At 60.5% G+C, this 25,230-nt stretch carries 21 protein-coding genes and 1 pseudogene; 14 read left to right on the forward strand and 8 right to left on the reverse strand.

Annotated elements, in window-relative coordinates:
- Positions 1–55: 55 nt before the first annotated feature.
- Positions 56–745, reverse strand: a complete 690-nt coding sequence (locus tag EN949_RS06465; RefSeq protein WP_064994327.1) for a haloacid dehalogenase type II — start codon at positions 743–745, stop codon at positions 56–58.
- Positions 746–1,068: 323 nt separating this feature from the next.
- Here EN949_RS06465 and EN949_RS06475 point away from each other — a divergent pair, with 323 nt between their 5' ends.
- Positions 1,069–1,908 (forward strand): GNAT family N-acetyltransferase, encoded by an 840-nt coding sequence (locus EN949_RS06475; protein ID WP_127366094.1) that lies wholly within the window; start codon positions 1,069–1,071, stop codon positions 1,906–1,908.
- Positions 1,909–1,921: 13 nt separating this feature from the next.
- On the forward strand, positions 1,922–3,298 hold the full coding sequence (locus EN949_RS06480) for an aspartate aminotransferase family protein (RefSeq protein WP_127366095.1): 1,377 nt from the start codon (positions 1,922–1,924) through the stop codon (positions 3,296–3,298).
- Positions 3,299–3,481: 183 nt separating this feature from the next.
- On the opposite strand, the gene EN949_RS06485 is transcribed toward EN949_RS06480, so the two are convergent.
- The 7 genes from EN949_RS06485 to EN949_RS06515 form a co-directional block, all read right to left on the reverse strand.
- Positions 3,482–3,958: an Lrp/AsnC family transcriptional regulator gene (locus EN949_RS06485; protein ID WP_064994330.1), complete on the reverse strand. Its 477-nt coding sequence runs from the start codon at positions 3,956–3,958 to the stop codon at positions 3,482–3,484.
- Between the two features lie 10 nt (positions 3,959–3,968).
- The gene (locus tag EN949_RS06490; RefSeq protein ID WP_127366096.1) at positions 3,969–5,042 is read right to left on the reverse strand and encodes a tartrate dehydrogenase; all 1,074 of its coding nucleotides are present in this window, start codon (positions 5,040–5,042) and stop codon (positions 3,969–3,971) included.
- 73 nt (positions 5,043–5,115) lie between these two features.
- The gene (locus EN949_RS06495; protein WP_127366097.1) at positions 5,116–6,441 is read right to left on the reverse strand and encodes an FAD-binding oxidoreductase; all 1,326 of its coding nucleotides are present in this window, start codon (positions 6,439–6,441) and stop codon (positions 5,116–5,118) included.
- A 291-nt stretch (positions 6,442–6,732) separates the two neighbouring features.
- The gene (locus EN949_RS06500) at positions 6,733–7,284 is read right to left on the reverse strand and encodes a hypothetical protein (RefSeq protein ID WP_206519146.1); all 552 of its coding nucleotides are present in this window, start codon (positions 7,282–7,284) and stop codon (positions 6,733–6,735) included.
- Between the two features lie 178 nt (positions 7,285–7,462).
- Complete coding sequence (locus EN949_RS37220; RefSeq protein ID WP_127370865.1) at positions 7,463–8,527, reverse strand: cupin domain-containing protein; 1,065 nt, start codon at positions 8,525–8,527, stop codon at positions 7,463–7,465.
- 17 nt (positions 8,528–8,544) lie between these two features.
- Positions 8,545–9,537 carry a 4-hydroxythreonine-4-phosphate dehydrogenase PdxA gene (gene pdxA / locus EN949_RS06510; protein ID WP_127366808.1) on the reverse strand — a complete coding sequence of 331 codons (993 nt, stop codon included), beginning with the start codon at positions 9,535–9,537 and terminating at the stop codon, positions 8,545–8,547.
- Complete coding sequence (locus EN949_RS06515; RefSeq protein WP_127366807.1) at positions 9,534–10,586, reverse strand: four-carbon acid sugar kinase family protein; 1,053 nt, start codon at positions 10,584–10,586, stop codon at positions 9,534–9,536. The genes pdxA and EN949_RS06515 overlap by 4 nt, the downstream gene beginning before the upstream one ends.
- A 73-nt stretch (positions 10,587–10,659) precedes the next feature.
- On the opposite strand from EN949_RS06515, the gene EN949_RS06520 reads away from it, so the two are divergent.
- The 12 genes and pseudogenes from EN949_RS06520 to EN949_RS06575 all read left to right on the forward strand — a co-directional run.
- Positions 10,660–11,547 carry a LysR family transcriptional regulator gene (locus EN949_RS06520; protein WP_127366806.1) on the forward strand — a complete coding sequence of 296 codons (888 nt, stop codon included), beginning with the start codon at positions 10,660–10,662 and terminating at the stop codon, positions 11,545–11,547.
- 775 nt (positions 11,548–12,322) lie between these two features.
- Complete coding sequence (locus EN949_RS06525) at positions 12,323–13,987, forward strand: ABC transporter ATP-binding protein (RefSeq protein WP_127368143.1); 1,665 nt, start codon at positions 12,323–12,325, stop codon at positions 13,985–13,987.
- 23 nt (positions 13,988–14,010) lie between these two features.
- Positions 14,011–15,681: a peptide ABC transporter substrate-binding protein gene (locus EN949_RS06530; RefSeq protein WP_127366277.1), complete on the forward strand. Its 1,671-nt coding sequence runs from the start codon at positions 14,011–14,013 to the stop codon at positions 15,679–15,681.
- Positions 15,682–15,759: 78 nt separating this feature from the next.
- Positions 15,760–16,710: an ABC transporter permease gene (locus tag EN949_RS06535; protein ID WP_127366272.1), complete on the forward strand. Its 951-nt coding sequence runs from the start codon at positions 15,760–15,762 to the stop codon at positions 16,708–16,710.
- Positions 16,711–16,742: 32 nt separating this feature from the next.
- Complete coding sequence (locus tag EN949_RS06540; protein WP_127366273.1) at positions 16,743–17,627, forward strand: ABC transporter permease; 885 nt, start codon at positions 16,743–16,745, stop codon at positions 17,625–17,627.
- A gap of 54 nt (positions 17,628–17,681) precedes the next feature.
- The gene (locus EN949_RS06545; protein ID WP_127370866.1) at positions 17,682–18,992 is read left to right on the forward strand and encodes an FAD-binding oxidoreductase; all 1,311 of its coding nucleotides are present in this window, start codon (positions 17,682–17,684) and stop codon (positions 18,990–18,992) included.
- A gap of 60 nt (positions 18,993–19,052) precedes the next feature.
- A pseudogene (locus EN949_RS06550) lies at positions 19,053–19,382 on the forward strand (IS481 family transposase); the annotation flags it as partial.
- Between the two features lie 189 nt (positions 19,383–19,571).
- A complete protein-coding gene (locus EN949_RS06555) occupies positions 19,572–20,894 on the forward strand; it encodes an FAD-binding oxidoreductase (protein WP_127366275.1) in 1,323 nt (440 codons plus the stop codon).
- Between the two features lie 67 nt (positions 20,895–20,961).
- Entirely contained in the window at positions 20,962–22,491 is a 1,530-nt protein-coding gene (thrC, locus tag EN949_RS06560) for a threonine synthase (RefSeq protein ID WP_245459173.1), read from the forward strand.
- Between the two features lie 37 nt (positions 22,492–22,528).
- A complete protein-coding gene (locus EN949_RS06565; protein WP_127366276.1) occupies positions 22,529–23,473 on the forward strand; it encodes a homoserine kinase in 945 nt (314 codons plus the stop codon).
- Positions 23,474–23,511: 38 nt separating this feature from the next.
- Entirely contained in the window at positions 23,512–24,699 is a 1,188-nt protein-coding gene (locus EN949_RS06570) for a glycine C-acetyltransferase (RefSeq protein ID WP_127371655.1), read from the forward strand.
- The coding region (locus EN949_RS06575; protein ID WP_164782477.1) for an alcohol dehydrogenase catalytic domain-containing protein at positions 24,699–25,230 on the forward strand (532 nt) is incomplete at its 3' end. The genes EN949_RS06570 and EN949_RS06575, both read left to right, overlap by 1 nt.

A 25,230-nucleotide genomic window follows, 5' to 3' on the forward strand; every position in this document is an offset into this window, starting at 1 on the left:
TCATTAACGTGGTGGGAGTGCCTCACACTGGCGCGACTGCACCAGCAACAGACGCTCAGGCGAATTCGCGAACGGGCTCCAGCCCGACGGCGCCGGCCAGCCCGCCGATATCCTTGATTTCACTGTACTCGTAGTATGGGTTCGCGGGTTCGTGGCCGCGATTCACCCAGACCTTGCTCTTGATGCCAAGATCATAGGCGGTCATGAGATCGTAGCGGAATGAGGACGACACATGCGTAATGTCTTCCGGGCCGCAGCCGAGCTTGTCGAACATGTACTCGAAGCCCTTCATATGCGGCTTGTAGGTGCCGGTCTCCTCGGCCGTGATGACCATGTGGAAGGGTACGCCGAGCTTCTCAACGTTCGACATGATCAGGCTCTTCATGGAATTCGACAGGATCACCAGTGGGATTTCCTTGGCGACCTTGGCCAGTCCCGCCGGGACATCCGGGTGCGGACCCCATGTCGGTATTTCCGAATAAATGCGCTGGGCATCCTCAGGCCGGAACGTCACATTGTTGCGCTTGCAGGCGCGCTCCACGGAATTGTGCACGACCTCGCTATAGGGCTTCCAAGCGCCAAGAACCTCATCGAGGCGATAGGCCGAGAAATCCTTGATGAACTGCGTCATTACGGCTGGGGAGAGTTCCGCACCGTAAACTCGTCTTGCCGCGCCGGCCATGTCGAAGTTGGTCAGCGTACCGTAGCAATCGAAGGTGATGTATTTCGGTCTGAAACGGGTCATTGGCGTCTATCCTTCCAATCCTGGCGGCACCGCGTGCCTTTAACGACAAGGATCATAACGAGCAGCGAAAAGGACTAGTCGCCGCATTCTCTGCCGCTTGAAGCAGATTGTTTTGTATCGTGGCAGGGCTTTGGCAGAGAGTTGCGCACGACGTGGTTCCGAGCTTGCCAGGCGCTTCCCTCGCCCGCCGGCTCGTCGGCATAAGATGCGGCGCCGGCGGCAAAGGAAAGTCAAAACACCTAGCTCACCGGTACGCGTCGGGAGGAACTGCTGTCGGCCGCAGCCTAACTTTGCATTGAAGAATTCAGGCCGGGAAACGACCCATGACCCCAGGGCGAGTCACGTTCAAAACGATGACAACCGAGCATTTGAACGATGCTGTCGAATTGTCACGTCATGTTGGATGGCCGCACCGTCGTGAAGACTGGGAGCTGATGCAGTCGCTCAGCCAAGGTCTCGTTGTCCAGGAGGAAGGACGCGTGGTGGGGACGATTCTGATGACGCCCTATGGCGACGATGCCGCCAGCGTCAACATGGTCATCGTCGATGCCGCAATGCGCGGTCGCGGGCTCGGGCGCAAGCTGATGGAGGAGGCGCTTACCAAGGCAGGCGAGCGCACTTGCTATTTGGTGGCTACGCAGGAAGGGCTCCCACTCTACGAGAAGCTGGGATTTGTCGCGACCGGCAAGATCGTGCAGCACCAGGGCCTGGCGCCGTCTGCAGATGCACCGGCACATGTGTCATGGGGCGAGGACGGCGACCAGGCGCGCCTTGTCGCTCTGGATTGCGCCGCGTTTGGTCACGACCGGTCGGCACTCATGAACTCGTTGTGCGAGCGGGCGAAGTTCGCCGTCATTCGCGATGCAGGCGATGTCCAGGCGTTTGCCGCAATTCGTCGTTTTGGTCGAGGGCTGGTCATTGGGCCGGTGGTGGCGAGGACGCTGCACGAAGCGAGATGCCTGATCGACTTCCTGCTGGCCGACAGTGCGGGCGAGTTTGTCCGCATCGACACCAACGAATCCACGGCTCTCGGCGAGTGGCTCATCCGTCGCGGCCTGGCCCACGTCGGCGGTGGCGTAACGATGCGACGAATCGCAGACGAGCCGAAAGTCGAAATCAGGTCACACCAAACTTATGCGCTCGTTAGTCAGGCGCTAGGCTGAACCGGAGGAAGAAATGCTTGCAAACTCCCTGATCGAACTCGACCGTGCGCACCTGGTTCACCCGTTTTCATGCTATCGGAGCCACGAAGAGACGGGTGTGCGCGTGCTCAAATCCGCCAAGGGCGCTACAGTGACCGAGGCAAGCGGGAAAACCTTGCTGGACGGGTTCGCGGGTCTCTGGTGTGTAAACATCGGATACGGGCAGGAAAGCGTCGTCGAGGCAGCGGCCAAGCAGCTAAGAGAGCTTCCTTATGCGACGGGATATTTCGGGCTGGGGTCTGAGCCGGCCATTCGTCTCGCCGCCCGGCTTGCCGAATTGGCGCCTGGCGATCTGAACCATGTCTATTTCACGCTGGGCGGGTCCGACGCGATAGACAGCACCATCCGTTTCATTCGCTATTTTTATCACGCCAAGGGGACGCCGCGAAAAGACCAATTTATCTCGGTCGGGCATGGCTACCATGGATCCTCTACGGTTGGCGCAGGTCTGACCGCGCTGCCGGCTTTCCATGCGGGCTTCGGCGTTCCTTATGACTGGCAGCACAAGATTCCCTCGCACTACGCCTATCGCAATCCGGTCGGTTCCAACCCGCAGGCGATTATCGATGCATCGGTCGCGGCGCTGCGGGCCAAAATCGCTGAGCTCGGCGCCGATCGCATCGCGGCCTTCTACGCTGAACCTATCCAGGGTTCGGGCGGTGTCCTGGTTCCGCCGGCAGGCTGGCTAAAGGCCCTGCATGCCGTATGCAAGGAACACGACATCTTGTTCGTTGCCGACGAGGTCATCACCGCTTTTGGCCGCACCGGTCCCCTTTTCGCCTGTGAGGAGGACGAGGTCGTGCCGGATCTGATGACCACAGCGAAAGGACTGACGTCGGGCTACGTGCCGATGGGCGCCGTCTTCATGACCGACCATGTCTACAATACGATCGCGGACGGAGCCGGCAAAGCGGCTGTCGGCCACGGCTATACCTACTCAGCCCATCCGGTGAGCGCAGCGGTCGGGCTGGAATGCCTGCGTCTCTATGAAGAGGGCTTGCTCGAGAACGGTCGGAAGGCCGGGAAGCGACTGATGAGGGGCCTCCGCTCGCTCGCAGACCACCCGCTGGTTGGCGATATTCGCGGTCGCGGCATGCTGGCTGCGATCGAGCTGGTCACGGACAAGGAGCGCAAAACACCGCTGCCGGCGGCGGCCGATCCGGGGCGCCGCATCTTCGACCGGGCGTGGGGGAACGGCCTTGTCATTCGCGCCTTCAACAGCGGCATACTCGGTTTCGCGCCACCGCTCTGCTGCACGGACGACGACATCGATGGAATCCTCGAACGCACCAGGATGACGCTGGATCAAACCCTCGAAGACAAGGATGTGCGGGAAGCGATGAAGGGATGATCGTCGTCATGGGTGAAGCCACCCGATCCATGCGAGCGGGGCCTGAAGGAAATCCTCAGGTCTTGCCGCATTCCGTCAAGTGCCAAGAAAGTTGCAGTTAGGCGGACTTCCGCCGTAGCACACGGGCAGCGGAAGCGAACGATGGCGCCCGCTTTCCAGTCCCAGACTGCAGGGGTGGCCTTTTCATCTGTCGAAAATGACGTCGAGAGGCAAGTGGGATTTCACGATCGGTGACTTCAACACGACGAAGCTGAAATATTTGTCGATCCCAATATCCAATTCGAGCATGCGCTCCATGATAGTCTGATACTCGCTGATGCCCGCCGTCACGAACTTCACAAGGTAATCGTATCCGCCCGAAATCAGATGGCATTCGATAACGGAATCGACTTTCTGAATGGCGGTGAGAAATCTCGCGAAGTCGTTTTGTTGATGGTGCTTGAGCGTAACCTCGGTGAAGATCGTTAGAGTCTGTCCGAGCTTGGACACGTCGATCTGGGCGGAATAGCCGGTAATGAAGCCTTCCGCCTGAAGCTTCTTCACCCGCATCAGGCAAGGGCTCGGCGAAAGGTTGACCAGGTCGGCAAGCTCGACGTTGGTGACCCGCCCGTTCTTTTGCAGTTGGGATAAGATCTTGATGTCGATCTTGTCGAGTTTCATCGCAAACCTGTCACACGTTCGAACCGCGGATCGTCCGGCAGACGGCGTCCGTCACGTCCTGCGTGGTCGCTGTCCCACCAACGTCCGGCGTCAGCACGCCTTCACTCGTCACTGTTTCCACAGCGCTCATCAACCGGACGGAGGCTGCGCTTTCGCCCAGATGTTCGAGCATCTGGGCAGCGGTCCAGAAGGTGGCGACGGGGTTGGCGATACCCTTGCCGGCGATGTCGAAGGCAGAGCCGTGAATTGGCTCGAACATCGAGGGATAGCGCCGCTCGGGATCAATGTTGGCGGTTGGTGCAACGCCGAGACTGCCCGCCAGCGCGCCTGCAAGGTCCGACAAAATGTCGGCGTGAAGATTGGTGGCGACGATCGTGTCGAGGCTGCGAGGTTTGAGTGTCATGCGCACCGTCATAGCATCAACCAGCATCTTGTCCCACGCGACGTCAGGGAACTCTTGCGCCACCTCGGCTGCGATTTCATCCCACATTACCATGCCGTGCCGCTGCGCGTTGGATTTCGTGACAACAGTCAGGAGCTTTCGCGGCCGTGACCGCGCCAGCCGGAATGCATAGCGCATGATGCGGGCGACGCCGACGCGCGTGAAGATCGCGACTTCGGTTCCGACCTCCTCGGGGAGACCGCGGTGGGCGCGGCCGCCGTGGCCGGAATACTCGCCCTCCGAATTCTCCCTCACGATCACCCAATCCAGATCGCCGGGCCCAACGCCCGCCAGCGGCGAAACGATGCCGGGCAAAATCCTGGTCGGCCGCACGTTCGCATATTGATCAAAGCCTTGGCAGATCGGCAGCCGGAGACCCCAGAGCGAGATGTCGTCGGGCACATCGGGAGCGCCGACAGCACCGAAGAAGATGGCATCGAAGCGCTTCAGTTGCGCCACTCCATCTTCAGGCATCATCCGGCCATTGGCCCTGTAGTAGTCCGATCCCCAGTCGAAGTGCTGGACGCGTAGCTTGAAGTCGCCGCAGCGCTGCTGCAGCGCCTCAAGCGCCTGTAGACCGGCGGCGATCACCTCTGGGCCGATCCCGTCGGCAGGAATGGCGGCAATCTCGTATTCGCGCATCGTCACTTCCCTGTTTGAGCAGTCGCGGCATCAATCTCGTGTGCGATCGATAGTACGTTGGCAAGCCATCTTCTCAGAATTCAGCGACCTTGCCCCATGCAGCGGTCTTCAGGCGTTCGGGCCTATACGGACGCGGATCGACAACAGGCTCGCTGCCTGTGATGATGTCGGCGATCATATGCCCCGCGCCGGGGCCAATCCCGAACCCGTGACCACTGAATCCCGCCGCCAGGATAAAGCCCGGAATCCCCTCCACTTCGCCGATCGCGGGAATGCCGTCGGGTGTACTGTCGATATAACCCGCCCAGACATCGGAGATCGCCACGCGTTGGAGTTCGGGGATAAATTCGCAGGCTCTTCGATATGTCAGCTGAATTTGTCCCATGTCGGGCTTCGGGTCGAGAATCCGGTTCCGTTCCATCGGCGTAATGTCGTCAAGGCCCCATTTGCGCAGGCTTTCATGTCCTTGACGCCAGCCCTCGAAGGCCCCCGGGGCGAGATTGCGCCAGCGGCGGGCGAACATCGGTAGAAACTCGCGGCTGAACCTGAACTGCTGCGGCGTTGGGTCGACGCGAGCTCGTCCGCTGATCGCCAGCGCGTATCCACCGTTGCTGCGCCGCGTCAGCGAGACGCTCGTGGTATGCAGGGCATCGGGCAGGCCGATTGCGCCTGGCGCTACGGCTAGAATGGACTGACGCACGGCAGCTTGCGGGAAGCGCATGCCAAGCTGGTTGCAGAAGGAAGAAGCCCACGCGCCTCCGGCCATGACCGCGATCTTCGTACGGATGGTTCCCGCTTCCGTCACGACCCCGCTGACCTTGCCGGCGCTCAACTCCAGTCCACGCGCTGCGCAATGCTGATGCAAGGTACCGCCCGCCGCCATGATGCCACGCGCGGCAACCGGCACTGCCGTGGAGGGATCCGCCGTTCCGTCAGTCGGTGAGAAAACCCCGCCCTTCCATTTGCGTCCGGTCGTCTTGCCCTTCTCGGTGGCTTCCTCTGCGCTCAGCACGTGCGTGGTGACTCCGACCGTTTTCGCAAAATCGCGCCACCTTGCCCAGCCCGCCAGCTCATTTTCGTCCTGTGAGAGATACAGAAGCCCGCAGCGGCGAAATCCAGTATCCCCGCCAGTCTCCTGTGCCACCTTCTCCCAGAGATCGAGGCTCTTGGTTGCCATAGGCAACTCGCGCGCATCGCGGTTCTGCTGGCGGCACCAGCCCCAGTTTCGGCTTGACTGCTCGGCGGCCACGCGTCCTTTCTCTACCAGGGCGACGCTGACGCCGCGGCGCGCGAGATAATACGCCGTGAACACGCCCACCACGCCGCCGCCGATGACGACGACGTCTGCCTCGCGGGGGAGGGAAGGGCTGCACTCGATGTGCATGAGCGGCGCGGGCATCTGCGGAACTCCGGTAACTTTGAAGCATTCTAGCCCGCGCCGAGAATAGACAGGCTGCGGAGTTGTGTGCCTGGACGGAATATCCTGCCGTTAGCGGCCCTTAGGACATGCAATTGTTGCGTGAAAAGCTCGCTGGCGCCCACCTCTCAGAGGGAAGGTAGCTGAAGCCTAAAGCCATCTCGTGTGGAGGAGCGTCGATTGCGGGTGCGGCCTAAAACTCAGCGACCTTGCCAGGGGACATGATGGATCTCGCTCTACGTCAGGCCTGGACGGCTTGGACGACGAAAAACTTCACCACGCGATTTTTACTTTCCCATCCGATCGATGCGCCCTGGGGCACGAAAAGCGCATCTCGGTGCCCGCCGACAGCACGCTGCCATCGGGCGCGGCGAATCGTACACTCGCGGCTAGCAGATGCATGAACTCGTTGTGGCGATGCGGGCGAACAACCCGGTGGTATGGGGTCGAATCCCACGTGCCCGCACGGTAATCCGCGCCGTCGCTGGAGAAGACGTTGTCGCTGCGGCATTGCGGGGCCGGGCCAAGCAAAGCCTCGGCCGGTAGCGAAGCAGACGGCTTGAAGTCGGCGTCGGCGCGCAACTGGACAAGGCCGGGCTTCGTCGGTTTGTCGCAAGCGGCCGCGCAGAACGAAAACCGCACGCCTGATTCAGTCTGGATGCGAAGCGTGGTGCCGCATCCGATGACAGCACCCGCTTGCGAACCGAGCACCAGCGGGGCCGCGCCGACCACCGTCAGGATCAGCTCTCCTTCCACCACGACGATGGTTTCGATGTGGGGGAAGCTTGCGACTTCGAGCTCGCCAACAAAGCTGGTTCGGCCCACGATATCGAGTCCGGCCCTTCCCAGGCGATTTCGCGATGCCCACAAAGGGATCATCCGAGCCGGACGCTGTCCTGCGGAAAGGGGTTGCAACGGGTGCGCCGTCGGCGCGATGCAGCACAATAGCCACGGTCATGATTGCTCATGCGCGTCTGAAAACCTAGCAGTCGGTACCGTCCTGCTAAGCAGTCAACTGGGATCGATCAGAATGAGCGAGATCAGTTACCGGGGGTGGGTAGCAGGGTAGGGCGGTTGACGTTGCCACCAACACTTCACATCCTTCCTCGCCCAAGGCCACCGCACTGTGCTCAACGCCATATGGGACGACGATGAACTCTCCGGGTTCGATAATTTCTTCACGGTCACGAAATTGCATGAGCAGGCGTCCCCGGTGAACGAAGAACAGCTGATCGTCGTGCTGTCGAAATGACCAACTGGAGGCGCCATTGAACATGGCGACCTTGAATTGCATGGCGTTGACACGCCCCTCGACTTTAGGCTTCCAAGGCGCGCGCAGCCCGGCAAACTCAATTGACAAATTCTTCTTGTGAATTGGCGAAAGGTGCTTGTTCAGGGCAGCCACATCGCGAATGATTGCGGTGAGTTGGCTTGGTAGGTCATTCCCATTGGCCGGGTATCTGCCATCCAAAGCTGCGGTCCCAATCGTAAACCCAGCTGCGCCGGCGCCTTGGACGACTGCAATTCGTTCTGGGGTGTCGATCGAACCCGCAACATAGACAGGCTTGGCGACTGCAGCGCAGACGGCCTTCATCAACTCGGGGACGTTCTCCGCCGATCGGTATGCCAGCAGGTCCAGGCCATGCACTCCATCGTGCCCTGCAATCGCTTTGGCACTTTCGACAATTTCGTCGATGGCGCCTTCAAGCACGCTCGGATGACCGGCGATCCGACCCGGAAACGGGAAGTACTGGATGCCGGTGTCCTTGATGATCGGCAGCACGTCGTCTACCCGCGTGCCACCAAGAAGAACATCGACGCCGATTTCGGCAGCTGCCTTTGCCGAAGCAATTTCGCTTTCGCGGTCCAGTGACACGACTTCCAGGTAGGAGGTTGCACCGCCCGTCCTGATGGCCGCATTGAGGTCTTTCAGCTGCTCGATCGGCAAGCCGATATCCTTGAACCCGATGTGCCGCACGCCGAGGCTGAGCGCGGTTTGAAGTTGCTGGGCCGCGTCCGAAACCGTTCGGTCGTTGCGCGTGAGCATGAAGATGAAGCGTAACCCCATTGGTGTGGTTCCTTTCTCTAGTTCGTCTTGGTTTGTGCCGCCACGAGGCGCTTGGCGTAGGCAAGTGCTGTTTCCAAGCTGGCGTGGTCTGCAATTCCACGGCCCGCGATGTCGAACGCCGTGCCGTGATCTGGGCTGGTGCGGACGAACGGCAGGCCAAGCGTGATGTTCACGCCTTTTTCCAACCCGAGATACTTCACAGGGATCAGACCCTGATCGTGGTATTGTGCCACCACAACATCGAATCGACCTTGACGAGCTTGCATGAAGACAGTGTCGCCAGGATAAGGGCCAGTGGCATCGATGCCCTCGGCTCGGGCCGCGTCGATTGCCGGTCGTATGATCCGGATTTCCTCGTCCCCGAAGAGGCCACCTTCACCTGCGTGCGGATTGAGACCCGCTACGGCGACACGCGGGGTCGCGAAGCCGAGAGCTTTTCCACCCTCATGGGCAAGCCGGATGGCGGATAGCTGAGCGTCGAAATCGCCCTGTTCGATCGCCTTGCTCAGCGACGTGTGGATGGTGACGAGCACCGTGCGGATGTCATCGTTGGCAAGCATCATCGCCACGCGCTTGGCGCCGCCGTAGTCGGCCAGAATTTCGGTATGGCCGGGGTAGCGGATTCCCGCGCTGGCCATCGCCTCTTTATTGATCGGCGCCGTAACGATGCCGCTCACATCTCCGGACTTCGCTGCGGCTATCGCCGCAACGATGGCGTCGAAGGCCGCCTGCCCGGAGATCGTGCTGATACGGCCGATTGGAGGAGGCTCGGTAATCCGCGAGGTTTCGATGACTTCAATTCGGCGTGGCTCGAATTGGGCCGCATTGGCAGCGTTGATGCGTCGCACCTCGACGTTCAGCCCGAGCCGCCGCACGGTGTCTTGCATGACAATATAGCTACCGAACACGACGACGCGTTCGCCGCCCTTCGCAAGCACCTTCGCCACGATCTCCGGCCCAATGCCGGAGGCGTCGCCCATCGTGAGAGCAAGTGGGAGAATGTTCTTCATTGGGTGGCTCCACGTATCCGCGCGACGGCGCGCGTCACCGCATCGTCACTGCCAAAGCCACCGGCCTTCATAGCGAGCAAGAGCGAGCGCCCATCGCCAAGCCTGGCGAGACCAAGCGGGAATCCGGGATCGAGTTCTTGCAGGATATCAAACTCACGGACCTTGAGAAGGTCCAGGATCGCTTCCATCGTGTCGCCGCCGGTGGCGATCAAAGCGCCGAAGCGTGGGCTTTGAAGCTCTCGCGCTGCGTCTTGTGCGATACGGCGCAGCACTGCTGCCGAGTCCCACTCGCGCGTCCTTGGTCCGCGCAGCAGCATGACGCCGCGGACCTTCTGGAGTTGACCTGCCTGCCGCTGACTGCGCAGATTTGCGCTCCCAATGACGACCAAAACATCGCTACTGATGCCATCGAGCAATGGCGGTAGGGTCTTCGCCGGCACAAAACGCCGCGATAGCGCTGCAGCCATTCCAGGAGAACCAACCCAAAGGATCGACGCTGGATCCTCGATGGAAGCAATCTGCGAATCGAGTTGTTCTTGGGTTACCGCATCAAGCAGCGTGACATTCTTGATGCAGTTCGGCACCAGGTCGACTAGCGCGGAATGCCGCGCGGGATGCATTGGGTCATGGCCATAAGCACCTTCCGAGACCGGGATGCCGTCAACGAACTGAATGCCCCTCACTGTCGTACGTCCGGCCTGGGGGAATGCCGGCGCAAACACCAGTGCTTTGCGGCCGCTCGCCGCAAAGCATGCTTCAAGCTCCGCCGTTATGTGACCGCGAAGTGTGGAGTCCACCGTTTTATAGAGCACGGTACGGCTGGCAAGTCGGGCGGTCAATCGAGCGACCGCCTCGAACGCTTGCGACGCAGTAGCAGACCGCGAACCGCTATCGACTGCAATTATCGCTGCCGCTTCCGCTTGGTGCGGAAGCTGGCCTCTGCCGATTGACGCAGTCAAGCCACGGGCGACGAAAGGTGCTGCACCATCTGCCGCGCTGGTGAGGTCATCGGCGAGGACCGCTATACTGGGTTGATGATTGGTGCGCATGCATCAACTAACAAAACCTCACTAAGGATGAATAGCGATAGTTTCTGACGAAATCGGTGATAGATTATCACTGATGGATCGCTCAGACATACCCTCGCTCGACGACCTGAGAGCGTTCGAAGCAACAGCGCGGCTGGGCTCGGTCCGGCTTGCAGCAGACTCGCTTGCGCTCACGCACGGCGCCGTCAGTCGCCGTATCACCAAACTCGCCGATGACATCAGGGTCAGGTTGTTTGAGAAGAATGGGCGAGGGCTGCGGCTCACCCCTGCCGGCGAGACACTCAACCTCACCCTCGGCAGGTTCTTCGGTGAGTTGGCCGCCACAGTTCAAAGCCTGCGTGCTGCCAATGCCGGGAAGAGTGCCCTGGTGCTCTCCTGCGAGCCTTCAGTTGCCATGCGTTGGCTCATTCCGCGGCTGGGGGCGCTTCAAGTGGCGCATCCGAACATGGCCCTCCACCTCTCGGTAGGTGGAGGGCTGGTGGACTTTCGTAAGAAACAGGTCGATCTCGCTATTCGACGGCTGGACTTCGCTGTGCCTGAGACGTGGAACGTCCGGCCCCTTTTTTCCGAAAAGGTTGGGCCTGTCATGAGGCCGGAACTTGTGGCAGAGTTCGAACATGGCGACTATCTCGCTCTCGGGTCGAAGACCCGACCTGACGCGTGGGCGCAATGGCTGAAGACCCATCCGTCGGCGCGTCGACCCACAGAAATCCGGTACTTCGACAATCACGCGCTGATCGTCGAGGCTGCGTCTGCAGGCCTTGGCGTAGCCCTCAGTCCGCTCGTACTTGCGATTGACGACGTGGAACGAGGAAGCCTGGCGGCCCCTGCTGGCTTTGACCCTGACGGCAGTCAATATGGGTTGATATGGTTGGGCTCGAGTGAACTGGAAGGTATGGAGTTTGAACTCGCAGAGTGGCTTCATGCGCAGTTCAGCCGCCTGGGACCAAATCGCCTTTGAAAGGAGCGCTCTGGGAGCTTCGCCCAGTTGAGCGGGCCCGACCCCGGCGTCGAAAAAGCAGCACTGATGGGCAGGGTAGAGACCTCGATAAGCGGCCCTCTTTGCCGTGCTTGGTTCCACACTGCTTTTGTATGCATCCTATGAGCTTCGTGCACCGGACGCCGGTTATTACCTACGCACTGTCAATGCCTGGGCGGGCGCCAGTCTACTTCAAATGAGGAAACTTCCGCCGCGGCGGATCCTTCAAATTTCCTGGGGCAATGCCTCGCGGAAGCTCTTCTCAGTCGAGTCTTTGATAGGCCGCCCAAAATGCCGTGCTCGCCTTGGACATTAGACTCTCGGCCATGCCGCGCAGATTGAGGGGCTTGCGCTATCATCATCAGGCCAAACAGAGTGAAATGCCAACTGGGGCGTTCTTTTCAGAAGTTCCTGCCGCCGGAGGGCCAAATTTCGAAGACTCTGCGGAAAAAGAACAGTCAAACTGGCTGCAAGAACGGGGCACCCTTCCTTACGGCAGGCAAGCTCCAGAGGACCTCCGACAGGCAGAGTTGCCCGTTTGGAGCGTTCTCCAGGAAAAGGGAACAATGTCCGGTACGGGGATCGGACTACATAAGGGAGCCGCCAGGATGAGTAGAATCCGTCTCTCGCAGCCTCAGAGCGCGAAGCGCCTAAATGGCAAGGCTACGGCTGCTACGGTGACGCGTTGCTGCTCAAGGGGCGATGTTGCGGTCGGCAACAGGGTGGATCCGCTTCGATGGAATGGGAGGTGATCCAGATGGTCGCAAGCATCCAGGCTGTAGCCGCTCACGATGTGGCGCTTTCGGTGCGCGACCTCACGGTGAATTTGCCGAAAGGCATGGAACGAACCTATGCGGTCGAGAACATTTCCTTCGATCTGAAACGCGGCCAGATCCTCTGCATCATAGGCGAGTCCGGATCAGGCAAGTCGGTCACGGCGAACGCGATCATGGGGCTCCTGCCCAAGGTGATCCGCGTCTCATCGGGTTCAATACAGTTGGAGGGGATGAACATCATCGGCATGTCGCCCGACAAGCTGCGCAACCTGCGTGGGCGGGTCGTGTCGATGATCTTCCAGGATCCGCTCTCGGCGCTCAATCCCTTGATGACCGTGGGCGCACAGATTGACGAGGTCATGGCCGCGCATGGATACGGTACGCCAAAAACCTGCCGCGACCGCGCCATCGAGTTGCTCACCGAAGTGGGCCTCCCAGATCCCGAACTCATGTATCACCAGTACCCTTTCCGGCTTTCGGGCGGGCAGCGGCAGCGCGTCATGATTGCCATGGCCCTGGCGCTCGAGCCGACGGTGCTGATCGCCGATGAGCCAACCACTGCGCTCGACGTGACCACCCAGGCACAGATCCTGGAGCTGATCCGCGACATTCAGCGCCGCAAGGGGATGAGCGTAATGTTTATCACGCACGATTTCGGCGTGGTGGCGGAGATCGCCGACAGCGTCGTGGTGATGGAAAAGGGGCACATCGTCGAACAGGGCAGCGCCGAGCAGGTGCTGAAGTCGCCCAAGCATGCTTATACCCAACGCCTGATCGCGGCCGTACCGCATCTGACCGGTGAAGATCGCTCTCGTGCGGAGTCCGACAGCAAGCAGCCGATCCTGAAGGTCGAGGGTCTGGTTAAAACCTATCGTGGCGGCGGCGCGCTGTTTGGCGCCCAGCGGATAGTGAAAGCGGTGAACGAGGTTTCGTTCGAACTGGCGCCAGGCCGAACGCTTGGGGTCGTAGGCGAGAGCGGTTCAGGAAAATCCTCGCTGGGCCGGCTTCTCATCAAATTGCTGGACAGCGACGGCGGCGAGATTTTGTTCGAGGGGTCCGATATAGCCAAGCTTTCCGAAGCGAAGTTCCGCCCGCTCAGACCACGGATCCAGATGATCTTTCAGGATCCCTTTGCGTCCCTGAACCCACGCTCAACGGTCGGCCACATCATCACGGTAGGCCCGGTGGCACACGGGACGCCTTTTGCCCAGGCGCGCGAAGAAGCGCGTACGCTTCTGGCCCATGTCGGTCTCGATGCCGGCGCCTTCGACCGCTATCCGCACGAGTTTTCTGGTGGGCAACGCCAGCGAATCGGGATCGCTCGGGCTTTGATGTTCAAGCCGAAGCTGTTGATTGCTGACGAGGCGGTCTCCGCGCTCGACGTGTCGATCCAGGCGCAGATCCTGCAGCTTCTGGACCAGATCCAGCGAGAGACCGGCGTGTCGATGGTCTTCATCACGCACGATTTGCGTGTCGCCAGCCAGATCTGCGACGAAATCGCTGTGATGCAGAAAGGCCGGATCGTCGAGCGCGGACCGCCCTCGCAGATATTCCTGAACCCGCAAGCGGCCTACACGCGCCAACTCGTGGCGGCAATTCCAGGAGAGAGGCCGGGCAATGCCCGTCCAATTGCAGCAAACGCATGAAAAATAACAAGAGAGGAACTACGATGACCAAAAATTCAACGACTACATCCAACTATTCGAGGCGCCAGGCGCTGCGACTGATGGCGCTAGGTGGAGCTGCAGGCTTGATCGCGCCCAATCTGCTGGGCAAGTCGGCTTTCGCCAAGACCCCTGCCGCGGGTCCGGCCGGTCGCGTCGTCGTCGGTCTTTCACAAGAGCCAACGGTCTTCAATCCGTTGATGGCGCATATCGAAGTCGATGACGCGGTCCATTTCTCGGTTTTCGATGCGTTGGTCAGGATGGATGCTGAAGGCGTCCTCCAGCCGAATCTCGCAGCCGAGGTGCCAAGCCAGAAAAACGGCGGCATTTCGGAGGACGGCCTCAACTGGCGCATCCGGTTGCGTGACAATGTCCGCTGGCACGACGGTGAGCCCTTCACGGCCGAGGACGTGAAATTCACCCTGGAGCTCATCACGAACCCGAAGTTTCGCGCCTGGCGTACAAGCGGCCATTCGCTCGTACAGGACATCACGGTGGTTTCGCCCACCGAGATCACTTGGCGGATGAAGGAGGCTTTTGCGCCCTATCTGTCGTTCCTGGCCGAAACCTTCATGGTGCCCAAGCACATTCTGGGGAAAGATGTCGATCCGAATACAGCGGCTTTCAACCAGGCGCCGATCGGCACCGGCGCGTTCAAGTGGAGCCAGCGGGTAGCGGGCGACCATATCGAGCTCGTCGCCAACCCGGAGTATACCGGCGAGGGTCCGTATATCGAGCAGCTCATCTTCAAATACATTCCCGATATGACGGTGCTCTATACGCAGTTCAAGAGCGGTGACGTCGACCTGGTCGATCAATCGTACATTACGGCCGACCATTATGCTGAAGCCCGCGAATTGCCAGACCGCGTGGTGACACTGGAGACCGGCGCATCCGTGGAGTCGATATACCTCAATCTGGGGCGCCCGCAGTTCAAGGATCTGGCAGTGCGCCAGGCGCTCTACGCCGCCATGGACAGGAAAGCGATCGTCGACACGATTTACTACGGCGTGGGCACTCCCACCGAGACGTTCATGCCGAAGGAGTCCTATTACTACAATCCGAACCTGCCCGCGCAGGAATTCAATCTGGACCGTGCGCGCCAGATTCTGGATGAGGCCGGCTGGGCGCCAGGCCCAGATGGAATCCGCGCCAAGGATGGAGTGCGACTGTCCTTTGCGAATTCGACAACATCAGGCAACAACCTGCGCGAGCAGACGCAGCAGTTCTTGCAGCAGACGTTTGCCGAGATCGGCGTCGAGATGACGATCTCGAACTTGCCGGCTGCAGTCATGTGGGGCGAATTCTGGCTGAAGTCGCAGTTCGATACCGCCATGGTGGGCGTCACCTATTTGATTGCCGCGGACCCCGACGCCACAAACCGCCTCCATACGAAGGCAATCGCCGCTCAAGGCGGACACGGTTCGAACACCGGACAATATTCCAACCCCGAAGTCGATGCCTTGCTTGAAAAGGGTGCTCGCAGCTTCGATCAGGAAGAGCGGCGCGGGATCTATAATCACGTACAGGAAGTGGTGCGCCATGATCTGCCCTTCCTGCCGCTGTTAGCGATCACAAACGTGCTCGGACGCAAGGCAGGGTTGGACGGTTTCAAGCCCAATGCCAACACGCGCACCGCGTCGTGGCATGCCGCAGACTGGCGCTGGAAGGCCTGATCCATCCTATTGCCGCCGCCGGATTGCACTGCGGCGGCGGCAACAGACTAAGTCGCCAACCCACAACGGAGGACTCGAATGCGCGGCTTCCTGCTCAATCGCCTTTCGCAGAGCCTGATACTGCTTGTGATCGTTTCGATCATCGGCTTCGGGATTCTGAACCTCCTTCCCGGCGGCCCGCTGGCGCAATTCGGACTCGATCCCGGAATGACCCAGCAGGATATCGAGCGCCTCAAGGGGCTGCTGGGCCTCGATCGACCCATATGGATCCAATATCTTGACTGGGCTTGGCGGCTGGTGCAGGGCGACTGGGGTCACTCCTTCCGCGACGGAGCGCCGGTATTGCAGATCATTGGCAGCCATCTCTTGGCGACGCTGCTGCTGATGGGATCCTCAACCGCGATTGCGATCTCTCTTGGCGCCTGGATTGGAATTCGGGGCGCCACGCGCCGCTACTCGTTATTCGACTATCTCGCAACTGTCGGTGCCATGGTTGCATTGTCGGTACCTACCTTCTGGTTCGGCCTCGTCGGCATCTACATTTTTACCTTGAAGTTAGGCTGGCTGCCCGCGGGCAATATGTCCGAGATCGGCGATAGTTCGATCCTGGGCTATCTCCATCATTTGATCTTGCCAAGTATCGTGCTGTCGCTGGTCCATGTCGCTATCTGGAGCCGCTACATGCGGACGGCTACTCTCGACGCCATCAGCCAGGACTTCGTCAAGACGGCTCGGGCCAAGGGGTTGAGTGAACGCCGGATTTTGATGAAGCATGTCGTCGGCAACGCCCTTTTGCCGATGATTACCCTGGCGGGGATGCAGCTTCCCAGCGTCCTGACCGGTGCGCTGGTGACCGAAACTGTCTTTACCTGGCCAGGAATGGGACGTTTGTTCCTCGATAGCCTTGGTTACAGCGACTATCCGGTTGTTATGGGGCTGCTGATGTTCTCGGCTATCCTCGTTCTGCTTGGAAACCTGATCGCCGACATTGTCGTCGCTATTGTCGACCCGCGCATTCGTCTGGCTTGAGCGCGCAACTTTCCCGACAGGAGACAGCCGATATGACCGCCCTCACGGCAAATACAAATGCAGCTCCAAGCCGCTGGACAAACAACCGCGCGGCGCTTCGTTTCATGCGGCATCGCCTGGCGCTGCTCGGCTTGGCGATGATCGTCTTTCTGTGTCTCGCTTGCGTCGTCGGCCCCCATCTCCTTCCTTATGACTCACTGTATATCGATCTGCGGGCCCGCTTTGCTCCTCCGCTTACGGGCCACCACTTTCTGGGCACTGATCCGCTCGGCCGCGACCTGGCGGCAAGGCTCTTGATGGCGGGACGAATCTCGTTGCTGGTGGGCTTCTTCGCCATGCTGTTGTCGACGCTAGTGGGCACGCTCGTCGGGGTAATTGCTGGATACCGCGGCGGCTGGACAGGAGCCTCGCTGATGCGCATGGTAGATGGCTTTCTGGCCTTCCCGTCTATCTTCCTTGTGCTGGCCCTTGCCGCAGCCCTGAAACCCAGCCCGATAATGATTACCGTCGTCATCGCTGCGACCAGCTGGATGGAAGTAGCCCGAATTGTGGAGGCCGAGGTCCGCTCTCTTCGCGAGCGCGAATTCGTCCAGGCCGGGCGAATGCTGGGGCTGAGCGGAACACATATCATGTTTCGGGAGATCCTTCCCAACGCCATCGGTCCAATTATCGTTGCTTCGACCTTGACGGTTGCGCGCGCCATTCTCATGGAGGCCTATATCAGCTTCCTCGGCTACGGGATCCAGCCGCCACTACCGAGCTGGGGCAACATGCTCAATGGCGCCCAGCAATACCTGGGCAGCGCACCATGGCTGGCAATCATTCCCGGAGCTGCCATCACCATCGCGGTGACCAGTTTCAATTTCATCGGCGACGGACTGCGTGACGCGCTGGACGTGCGAGATGACCATATTTGAAGTGCCGCGAGCGATACATTCCTAAACCCCGGAACACCAAGAGAAGTCAGTCACGTGCAAGAGCCCGAAATCGCCGAAAAGAACACGCCCTACTGGTGGGAAGCAGCGCCCGTCATGCCGCTGCCGCGGCAGCCGCTGGCAAAGAAGCTCGACGCGGTGATTGTCGGCGCCGGCTATGCCGGGCTTTCGGCCGGGCTTGCGCTGGCGCGCGAGGGGCGCTCGGTTGCCGCTTTCGATGCGATGCATCCGGGCGAGGGTGCTTCCACGCGCAATGGCGGGATTACGAGCGGGAGCATCCGGCCGGATGCTGCCACAATCACCAGGCGTTTCGGTGAAGAGAAGGCCATGGCGGTCGAGGCCGAGGGCAAGATCGCGCGCGAATTCCTCTACGACTTCATCAAGACCGAAGGGCTCGACTGCGACTTCCGCCTGGTCGGCCAGTTCAAAGGCGCTTTCGGCTATGAACAGTATGAGAAGATGGCGCGCGGCGCCGAGAGGCTGGCGAAGAAACTGGGGATCGAGTCTTACGCCGTTCCGCATGCCGAGCAGCGGAACTATATCGGCACCGATTTCTACCGCGGCGGAACCGTTCGGACGGACATTGGCGGGCTGCACCCCGCAAAGTTCCACGCTGAACTCCTGCGGGTGGCGCTCGCATCCGGATTGACGGTTCATTCGCACACGGCGGTCAAGTCGATCGAGAGGAATGGTTCGGGCTTTCGCGTGGTGACTTCCGCTGGGACGGTGGATGCGCGGCAGGTTCTGGTCTGTACCAACGGTTATACCGACGGCGCCGCACCCTTCTTGCGCCGCCGGCTGGTTCCGGTCCGCAGCCGGATCATCGTGACCGAGGAATTAGCGCCCGATGTCATGGCACGACTGATGCCGAAGCTGATGACGATCACCGAGAACCGGCAACTCGGTTTCTATTATCGTCCCTCGCCTGACGGAAAACGCATTCTGCTGGGGGGGCGCGACAGTTCTCGTGTCGGCGATCCGATTGCCCCGAAACTTCTCCTGCGCAAGGGCCTGGTGAACCTCTTCCCGGAGTTGGAGAACGTGCGCCTTTCGCATTGCTGGTTTGGCAACGTAGCGATGAACCGCGACATGCTGCCCCGCGTCTTCGAGAAGGGTGGTATGGTCTATGCCACCGGCTTCTGCGGCTCGGGCGTGGTCTGGGCGCCATGGATCGGTATGCGTGCGGCCCACAAGCTGATGGGGCATGGCGAGCAGTCGCGCACGGCGTTCGACTTTCGACCGCCTTCCGCCATCCCGCTCTATCGCGGCAATCCGTGGTTCATGCCGGCGATTATCCAGGGCTATCGGTTGCAGGACCGTATCGCCTTCTGGCGCGCCAGCCGCTGATCGCCGACGGTGACGGCCTTTTGACCATTCGTCGCTGCGGCCCAGATGGAGGCACCGCGGAGCTTGAGGGCGCTGGCGAAGCGCTATGGGATCAACCAGAAGACCGACGCGAAGTTGCAGAGTCGGATCTGTGTTCTCGATCTACCGACTGGGCCGACGGAGGTTCGGTCGACGTGCTCACGGTCGAGGAAGAGGCCGTCATCGTCGCTTTTCGACGCTATACGCTACTGCCGCTGGGTGACTGCCTCTATGCGTTGCAGCCGACGATCTCGCATCTGAGACCTCGTCATTGCACCGCTGCCTGCAACGTCACTGCGTCAGCCGCTTGGACAATGTCGAAGGCGACCGGCCGGCGAGAAGAAGTTCAGGAGCTATCCGATTGGTTACTTTCCATACGCCGCCCTGCGCCGAACTGGGACTCGGTCGGGCTTGAGCAGTTCGTATCGACCAAGGGATCAAAAACCCGCACATCTGGCGAAGTCCTAGATGATTTCGGCACATTCTTTCGAGCGCACGATGCGATGAAGGGCTGATCGGAACTTTGCTTCCGCATTCTTGGCAGCCGAGGTTGGTTGGAACATGTCGCCCCGAGTCGAACGTATTCACAGCGATGAGCGTCTCCCGGCCGAAGTCGACGTCGTCATCGTCGGCGGCGGCATCCTCGGGTCTACGGCCGCCTATTTCCTGGCGAAGCGTGGCCTCTCTGTGGCTCTGCTCGAGAAGGGCCACGTCGCCTGTGAACAATCGAGCCGAAACTGGGGTTGGTGCCGCCAGCAGAACCGCGATCGGCGCGAACTGGCGCTCTCGGTGATCTCCATGCGACTATGGGACGAGCTGACGCGCGATATCAATCGCGATCTTGGATTTCGACGCTGCGGTCTGGTCTCTGCGACTCACGACGAGGCTGTGCTCGCCGGTTGGGAAAGGTGGCGCGAGGTCGCCAGGGAGTACGAGGTCGACACCCGCATGCTGAGCCGGGCGGAGGTGGCCGAGCGCGTCCCCGAAGCGCGCGACAAATGGGTCGGCGGGACCTATTCGGGCCGGGATGGCAAGGCCGAGCCTGCGCTTGCCGCACCGGCTATCGCCGAGGGGGCCAGAGCTCTGGGCGCCACCATCCACCAGGAATGCGCCGCGCGGGCGCTCGACTTGGCCAATGGCAAGATTGCGGGCGTGCACACGGAGAAGGGCTACATCAGAACCAGCGCGGTGCTGTGCGCCGCTGGCGCCTGGTCCTCGCGCTTCCTTAGGCCGCTCGGGATCAGTTTCCCCCAAGCGAGCATCCGGCAGACCGCGCTGCGTTCCACCCCCACAATCAACATAGGCGAGGCGATCTCCACACCCTACTGCACGATCACGCGCCGACTGGACGGCAGCTATACGCTTGCGATCAGTGGCAAGGCGAACCTCGAAATCACGCCCCAGGCTATCCGGTATAGCCGGGAATTCATGCCGCAATTCTTGCGTCGCCTAAAGAACGTCAGGCTCGGCATCGGCCAATCGTTCCTTTCGGGGCCGGATTCAATGCCGGCGCTGCTGACCAACGACGATCGGATCTTCGAACAGAATCGGGTGCTGGACCCTCCACCCTTAAAATGGCTGGTAAGCCAAGTGGTGGAGAGTGTCCGGAAGACCTTCCCCCAACTCGGCGATATAGAGATCGATAGTGCCTGGGGCGGCTTCGTCGATTGCACGCCGGACGCAGTGCCCGTGGTGTCGCAGGTGGACGGGGTAAAAGGCCTCGTCCTCGCGGCGGGCTGCTCGGGCCACGGCTTCGGTTTGGGCCCAGGGCTTGGTTATCTGGCCGCACAGCTTGTCGTAGACGACACGCCTTGCGTCGATCCTACACCGCTCCGCCTGTCGCGTCTGGTCGACGGCTCGAAGCTGGACATCGCCGCTATCTGAAGATCAGCCGGAAGTCAGGCCTGACGCCCACCAACAATCGCCGCTATGGCCTGCAGGACAAGATCGCATGGTGGCAGGCCAGACGCTGACGGCTGAAGCTGGGCGGCCCATTGACCATGCAGCGCTGCGGCCCCGGCTGAACGAGCGCGCCGACAAGGAGGAGCATCACATGCACTACATCTCGACGCGAGGCCACCCCCAACGCAGGAAGTTTTGCGAGATACTGCTTGAAGGTCTGGCGCCGGATGGCGGGCTCTATGTGCCCGAGACGTACCCGCTCGTGGATGACGCCATGCTGGATCGGTGGCGGAGGCTGTCCTATCCGGACCTCGCCTTCGAGATCCTGTCGCTCTACATCGACGATATTCCGCCCGCCGATCTTAAGACCATCTGCGCGAAGACCTATACGCCCGAGGTTTTCGGGACGACCAGGATCGTGCCGGTGCGCGCGCTTGAAACGTGTCTCCACGTGGCGGAACTGTCCAACGGCCCCACGATGGCGTTCAAGGACATGGCGATGCAGTTGCTTGGCAATCTCCTAGAGTATGAACTGGCGCGGCGGGGTGAGGAACTGAACATCCTCGGGGCGACCAGTGGCGACACGGGCAGCGCGGCGGAATATGCCATGCGCGGCAAGAAGGGGGTGCGGGTCTTCATGATGTCGCCGCACGGACGCATGAGCACCTTTCAGCAAGCTCAGATGTTCAGCCTGCAGGACGAAAACATCCATAACATCGCCATCGAAGGGGTCTTTGACGATTGCCAGGACATCGTGAAAGCCGTGTCCGGCGATGGTGACTTCAAGAGGCGCCACCGGATAGGCGCCGTCAATTCGATCAACTGGGCCAGGCTGGTGGCTCAGGTTGTCTACTACTTCTCCGCCTACTTCCAGGTCAACGCGGGGAACACATCAGAGGTCGACTTCACCGTTCCTTCGGGGAACTTCGGAAACATCTGTGCTGGTCACGTTGCGCGCATGATGGGGCTTCCCATATCCCGTCTCGTCGTTGCAACCAACGAGAACGATGTGCTCGATGAGTTTTTCCGCACCGGCGTGTATCGCTTGCGGGGCCGCGCGGACACGTATGAAACATCAAGCCCATCGATGGACATTTCCAAGGCCTCCAATCTCGAGCGTTTCGTCTTTGAACTGCTCGGTCGCGATGCGGGCCGGACGAAATCAATGTTCGACGACCAACTCAGGCGACGAGGACAGTTCGATCTCAGTGGCGATTCCGCCTTCGCGCAGGTGGCCGCTCGTTTTGGCTTCTGCAGCGGCAAGAGCACGCACGCCGACCGGTTGGAAACGATCCGTGACACTTGGCGCCGCTTCAACACGCTGGTCGACCCACACACAGCTGACGGCATCACGGTCGCACGCAGGCACTCCGTTCTGGAGATGCCGATGATCGTGCTCGAGACGGCCCTGCCGGTCAAATTCGCGGAGACCATCAGGGAGGCTTTGGGCCACGAGCCAAGTCGTCCAAAACGGTTCGATGGAATAGAAGACTTGCCGAGACGATTTAAGGTCCTTCCCGCCGATACACAGACCGTAAAGACCCACGTCGCCGAAATTTTGCAGGCTGCGGCCCGCTGAAGAACTGTTTGAACAATCGGAGACCGCTATTTCCGCCATGGCTGTATATACGGAGCTATCAGTCGACGAAGTCGCAGCGCTCTTTGGGGCGCTGGGTCTGGGCTGGCCGCGTTCTGTTCGGGGCATTACGACCGGAATTGAGAACACGAACTACTTCGTAGATACCGAAACCGGAGAGTATGTGCTCACCTTGTTTGAGCGCCTCACATTCGAACAATTGCCTTTCTACCTTCATCTCATAAAACACCTTGCGGCGCGGCGAATGCCGGTCCCGAATCCGGTTGCCAACGCGAGTGCCGAAATCCTTCACTCGCTGAAAGGCCGGCCTGCTGTGGTCGTCAACAGGCTTCCTGGCGAAAGCGTGACAGCACCGACAGTGTCACATTGTCGCTCTATCGGGGAGATCCTGGCGCGAATACACGTGGCCGGGACCGATTACCCACGACACCAGGTCAATCCGCGAGGTCTCGAGTGGTGGAACGAGGTGGTGCCGGTGGTCGGCCAATACGTGTCCGATGGACAACGGTCGCGGCTCACCAGCGAGCTGACCTTTCAGAACCAAATTGCTGTGTCTCCCACCTACGAACAACTCCCCAGGGGGCCGGTGCACGCCGATCTCTTTCGTGACAATGTGTTGTTTGCCGGCAGTCATCTGACCGGCGTCTTTGATTTCTACTTCGCCGGATGCGACGCCTTCCTTTTCGATATTGCTGTGTGCCTCAACGACTGGTGTGTCGATGACTGCACGGGCCGCCAAGACAGTGAGCGAGCAGCCGCTTTCTTAGGCGCTTATGGGTCCGTTCGAGCGCTTACACCAGCCGAACGCATATTGCTTCCCGCGATGCAACGCGCTGGAGCATTTCGCTTTTGGCTATCGCGTCTGTGGGATCTGTACCAGCCTCGGGAGGCTGCAATCCTCAAAGCGCACGATCCAGGCTACTTCGAGCGTATGTTATGCGTGCACAGGGGAGAAATCGTATGAGCAAGGCTGCGAAGATCATCAGTGGAAGCGAAGGCAGGATGGCACCGTCTCTCAACGACCACGTTCGCGAGCTGCTTTCGCAGATCGAGACGGAGGGCCTGTACAAACGCGAGCGCGTCATCACCTCGTCCCAGTCGTCCGAGATCGAGGTTGGCGGCCGGAAGCTGCTCAATTTCTGTGCCAACAACTATCTCGGCCTCGCCGACAGCGAAGAGCTGCGTGAGGCGGCGAAGGCGGCGCTCGACCGATACGGCTATGGCATGGCGTCGGTGCGATTCATCTGCGGCACACAAGAGGAACACAAGCAGCTCGAGGCAAAGATATCGAGCTTCCTCGGCATGGAAGACACGATCCTCTATGGTTCCTGCTTCGACGCCAATGGCGGCCTGTTCGAGACGCTGCTTTCGGAAGAGGATGCGATCATCTCCGACGCGCTCAACCATGCCTCGATCATCGACGGCGTGCGGCTCTCCAAAGCGAAACGCTTCCGCTACACCAACAACAACATGGAGAGCCTCGAGGAAGAACTGAAAAAGGCTGAAGACAGCCGCTTCAAGCTCATCGCCACTGACGGCGTCTTCTCGATGGACGGCATCATCGCGAATTTGGCAGGCGTCTGCGACCTCGCGGAAAAATATGATGCAATGGTGATGGTGGACGACAGCCACGCTGTCGGCTTCGTCGGTGAGCATGGCCGTGGCACGCCGGAACATTGCGGCGTCGAGGGCAAGGTGGACATCATCACGGGTACGCTAGGCAAGGCGCTGGGGGGTGCCTCGGGTGGCTATACGGTGGCGAGCAGGCCGGTGGTTGACTGGCTGCGCCAGCGCTCACGGCCTTACCTCTTCTCCAACACACTGATGCCAGCGATCGCGGCAGCGTCCCTCAAGGTGTTCGACATCATCGAGAGGGGCGACGGGCTGCGTGAACGTCTCTACGAGAACGCGCAGCGCTTCCGCTCCGGGATGGAAAAGCTCGGCTTCACATTGGCCGGAGCAGACCACCCGATCATTCCGGTGATGATCGGCGATGCTGCGCTGGCTTCGCAGATGGCCGACATGCTGCTTGAGCGAGGCATCTATGTGATCGGCTTTTCCTTCCCGGTGGTGCCGAAAGGTCAAGCGCGGATCAGGACGCAGATGTCGGCCGCCCATTCGACAGCCGATATCGACCGGGCAATTGCAGCGTTCGGTGAGGTCGGCCGCGAACTCGGAGTGATTGGCTGATGTCCAACATGATGCGCGCACTCGTCAAAACTCGCGCCGAGCCAGGCATCTGGATGAAAGAGGTGCCGGTGCCGGAGATCGGCCCTAGCGACGTGCTGATCAAGATCAAGAAGACGGCGATCTGCGGCACCGACGTGCACATCTACAATTGGGACCAGTGGGCGCAAAAGACGGTGCCAGTGCCGATGGTGACCGGCCATGAATTCGTCGGCACGGTCGCCGATTTCGGCGCGGCGGTGACGGAATACAAGGTCGGCCAGCGCGTGTCGGGCGAGGGCCACATCGTCTGCGGTCATTGCCGCAACTGCCGTGCCGGGCGAGGGCATCTTTGCCGCAATACGCTCGGCGTCGGCGTCAACCGTCCCGGCGCCTTCGGCGAATATCTGGCGATCCCGCAGCATAATGTCGTGCCGATCCCCGACGATGTGCCCGACGAGATCGCCGCCATCTTCGATCCCTTGGGCAATGCCGTTCACACCGCACTCTCCTTCGATCTGGTCGGCGAGGATGTGCTGGTTACCGGTGCCGGGC

Source organism: Mesorhizobium sp. M7A.F.Ca.US.007.01.2.1 (assembly GCF_003998165.1).
Lineage (GTDB): Bacteria > Pseudomonadota > Alphaproteobacteria > Rhizobiales > Rhizobiaceae > Mesorhizobium > Mesorhizobium ciceri.

What these genes read in the sequence shown, in the direction of transcription:
- EN949_RS06465 (WP_064994327.1), bottom strand. Translation starts at nt 745, where the DNA reads ATGACCCGTTTCAGACCGAAATACATCACCTTCGATTGCTACGGTACG.
- EN949_RS06475 (WP_127366094.1), top strand. Translation starts at nt 1,069, where the DNA reads ATGACCCCAGGGCGAGTCACGTTCAAAACGATGACAACCGAGCATTTG.
- EN949_RS06480 (WP_127366095.1), top strand. Translation starts at nt 1,922, where the DNA reads ATGCTTGCAAACTCCCTGATCGAACTCGACCGTGCGCACCTGGTTCAC.
- EN949_RS06485 (WP_064994330.1), bottom strand. Translation starts at nt 3,958, where the DNA reads ATGAAACTCGACAAGATCGACATCAAGATCTTATCCCAACTGCAAAAG.
- EN949_RS06490 (WP_127366096.1), bottom strand. Translation starts at nt 5,042, where the DNA reads ATGCGCGAATACGAGATTGCCGCCATTCCTGCCGACGGGATCGGCCCA.
- EN949_RS06495 (WP_127366097.1), bottom strand. Translation starts at nt 6,441, where the DNA reads ATGCCCGCGCCGCTCATGCACATCGAGTGCAGCCCTTCCCTCCCCCGC.
- EN949_RS37220 (WP_127370865.1), bottom strand. Translation starts at nt 8,527, where the DNA reads ATGGGGTTACGCTTCATCTTCATGCTCACGCGCAACGACCGAACGGTT.
- pdxA (WP_127366808.1), bottom strand. Translation starts at nt 9,537, where the DNA reads ATGAAGAACATTCTCCCACTTGCTCTCACGATGGGCGACGCCTCCGGC.
- EN949_RS06515 (WP_127366807.1), bottom strand. Translation starts at nt 10,586, where the DNA reads ATGCGCACCAATCATCAACCCAGTATAGCGGTCCTCGCCGATGACCTC.
- EN949_RS06520 (WP_127366806.1), top strand. Translation starts at nt 10,660, where the DNA reads ATGGATCGCTCAGACATACCCTCGCTCGACGACCTGAGAGCGTTCGAA.
- EN949_RS06525 (WP_127368143.1), top strand. Translation starts at nt 12,323, where the DNA reads ATGGTCGCAAGCATCCAGGCTGTAGCCGCTCACGATGTGGCGCTTTCG.
- EN949_RS06530 (WP_127366277.1), top strand. Translation starts at nt 14,011, where the DNA reads ATGACCAAAAATTCAACGACTACATCCAACTATTCGAGGCGCCAGGCG.
- EN949_RS06535 (WP_127366272.1), top strand. Translation starts at nt 15,760, where the DNA reads ATGCGCGGCTTCCTGCTCAATCGCCTTTCGCAGAGCCTGATACTGCTT.
- EN949_RS06540 (WP_127366273.1), top strand. Translation starts at nt 16,743, where the DNA reads ATGACCGCCCTCACGGCAAATACAAATGCAGCTCCAAGCCGCTGGACA.
- EN949_RS06555 (WP_127366275.1), top strand. Translation starts at nt 19,572, where the DNA reads ATGTCGCCCCGAGTCGAACGTATTCACAGCGATGAGCGTCTCCCGGCC.
- thrC (WP_245459173.1), top strand. Translation starts at nt 20,962, where the DNA reads ATGGTGGCAGGCCAGACGCTGACGGCTGAAGCTGGGCGGCCCATTGAC.
- EN949_RS06565 (WP_127366276.1), top strand. Translation starts at nt 22,529, where the DNA reads ATGGCTGTATATACGGAGCTATCAGTCGACGAAGTCGCAGCGCTCTTT.
- EN949_RS06570 (WP_127371655.1), top strand. Translation starts at nt 23,512, where the DNA reads ATGGCACCGTCTCTCAACGACCACGTTCGCGAGCTGCTTTCGCAGATC.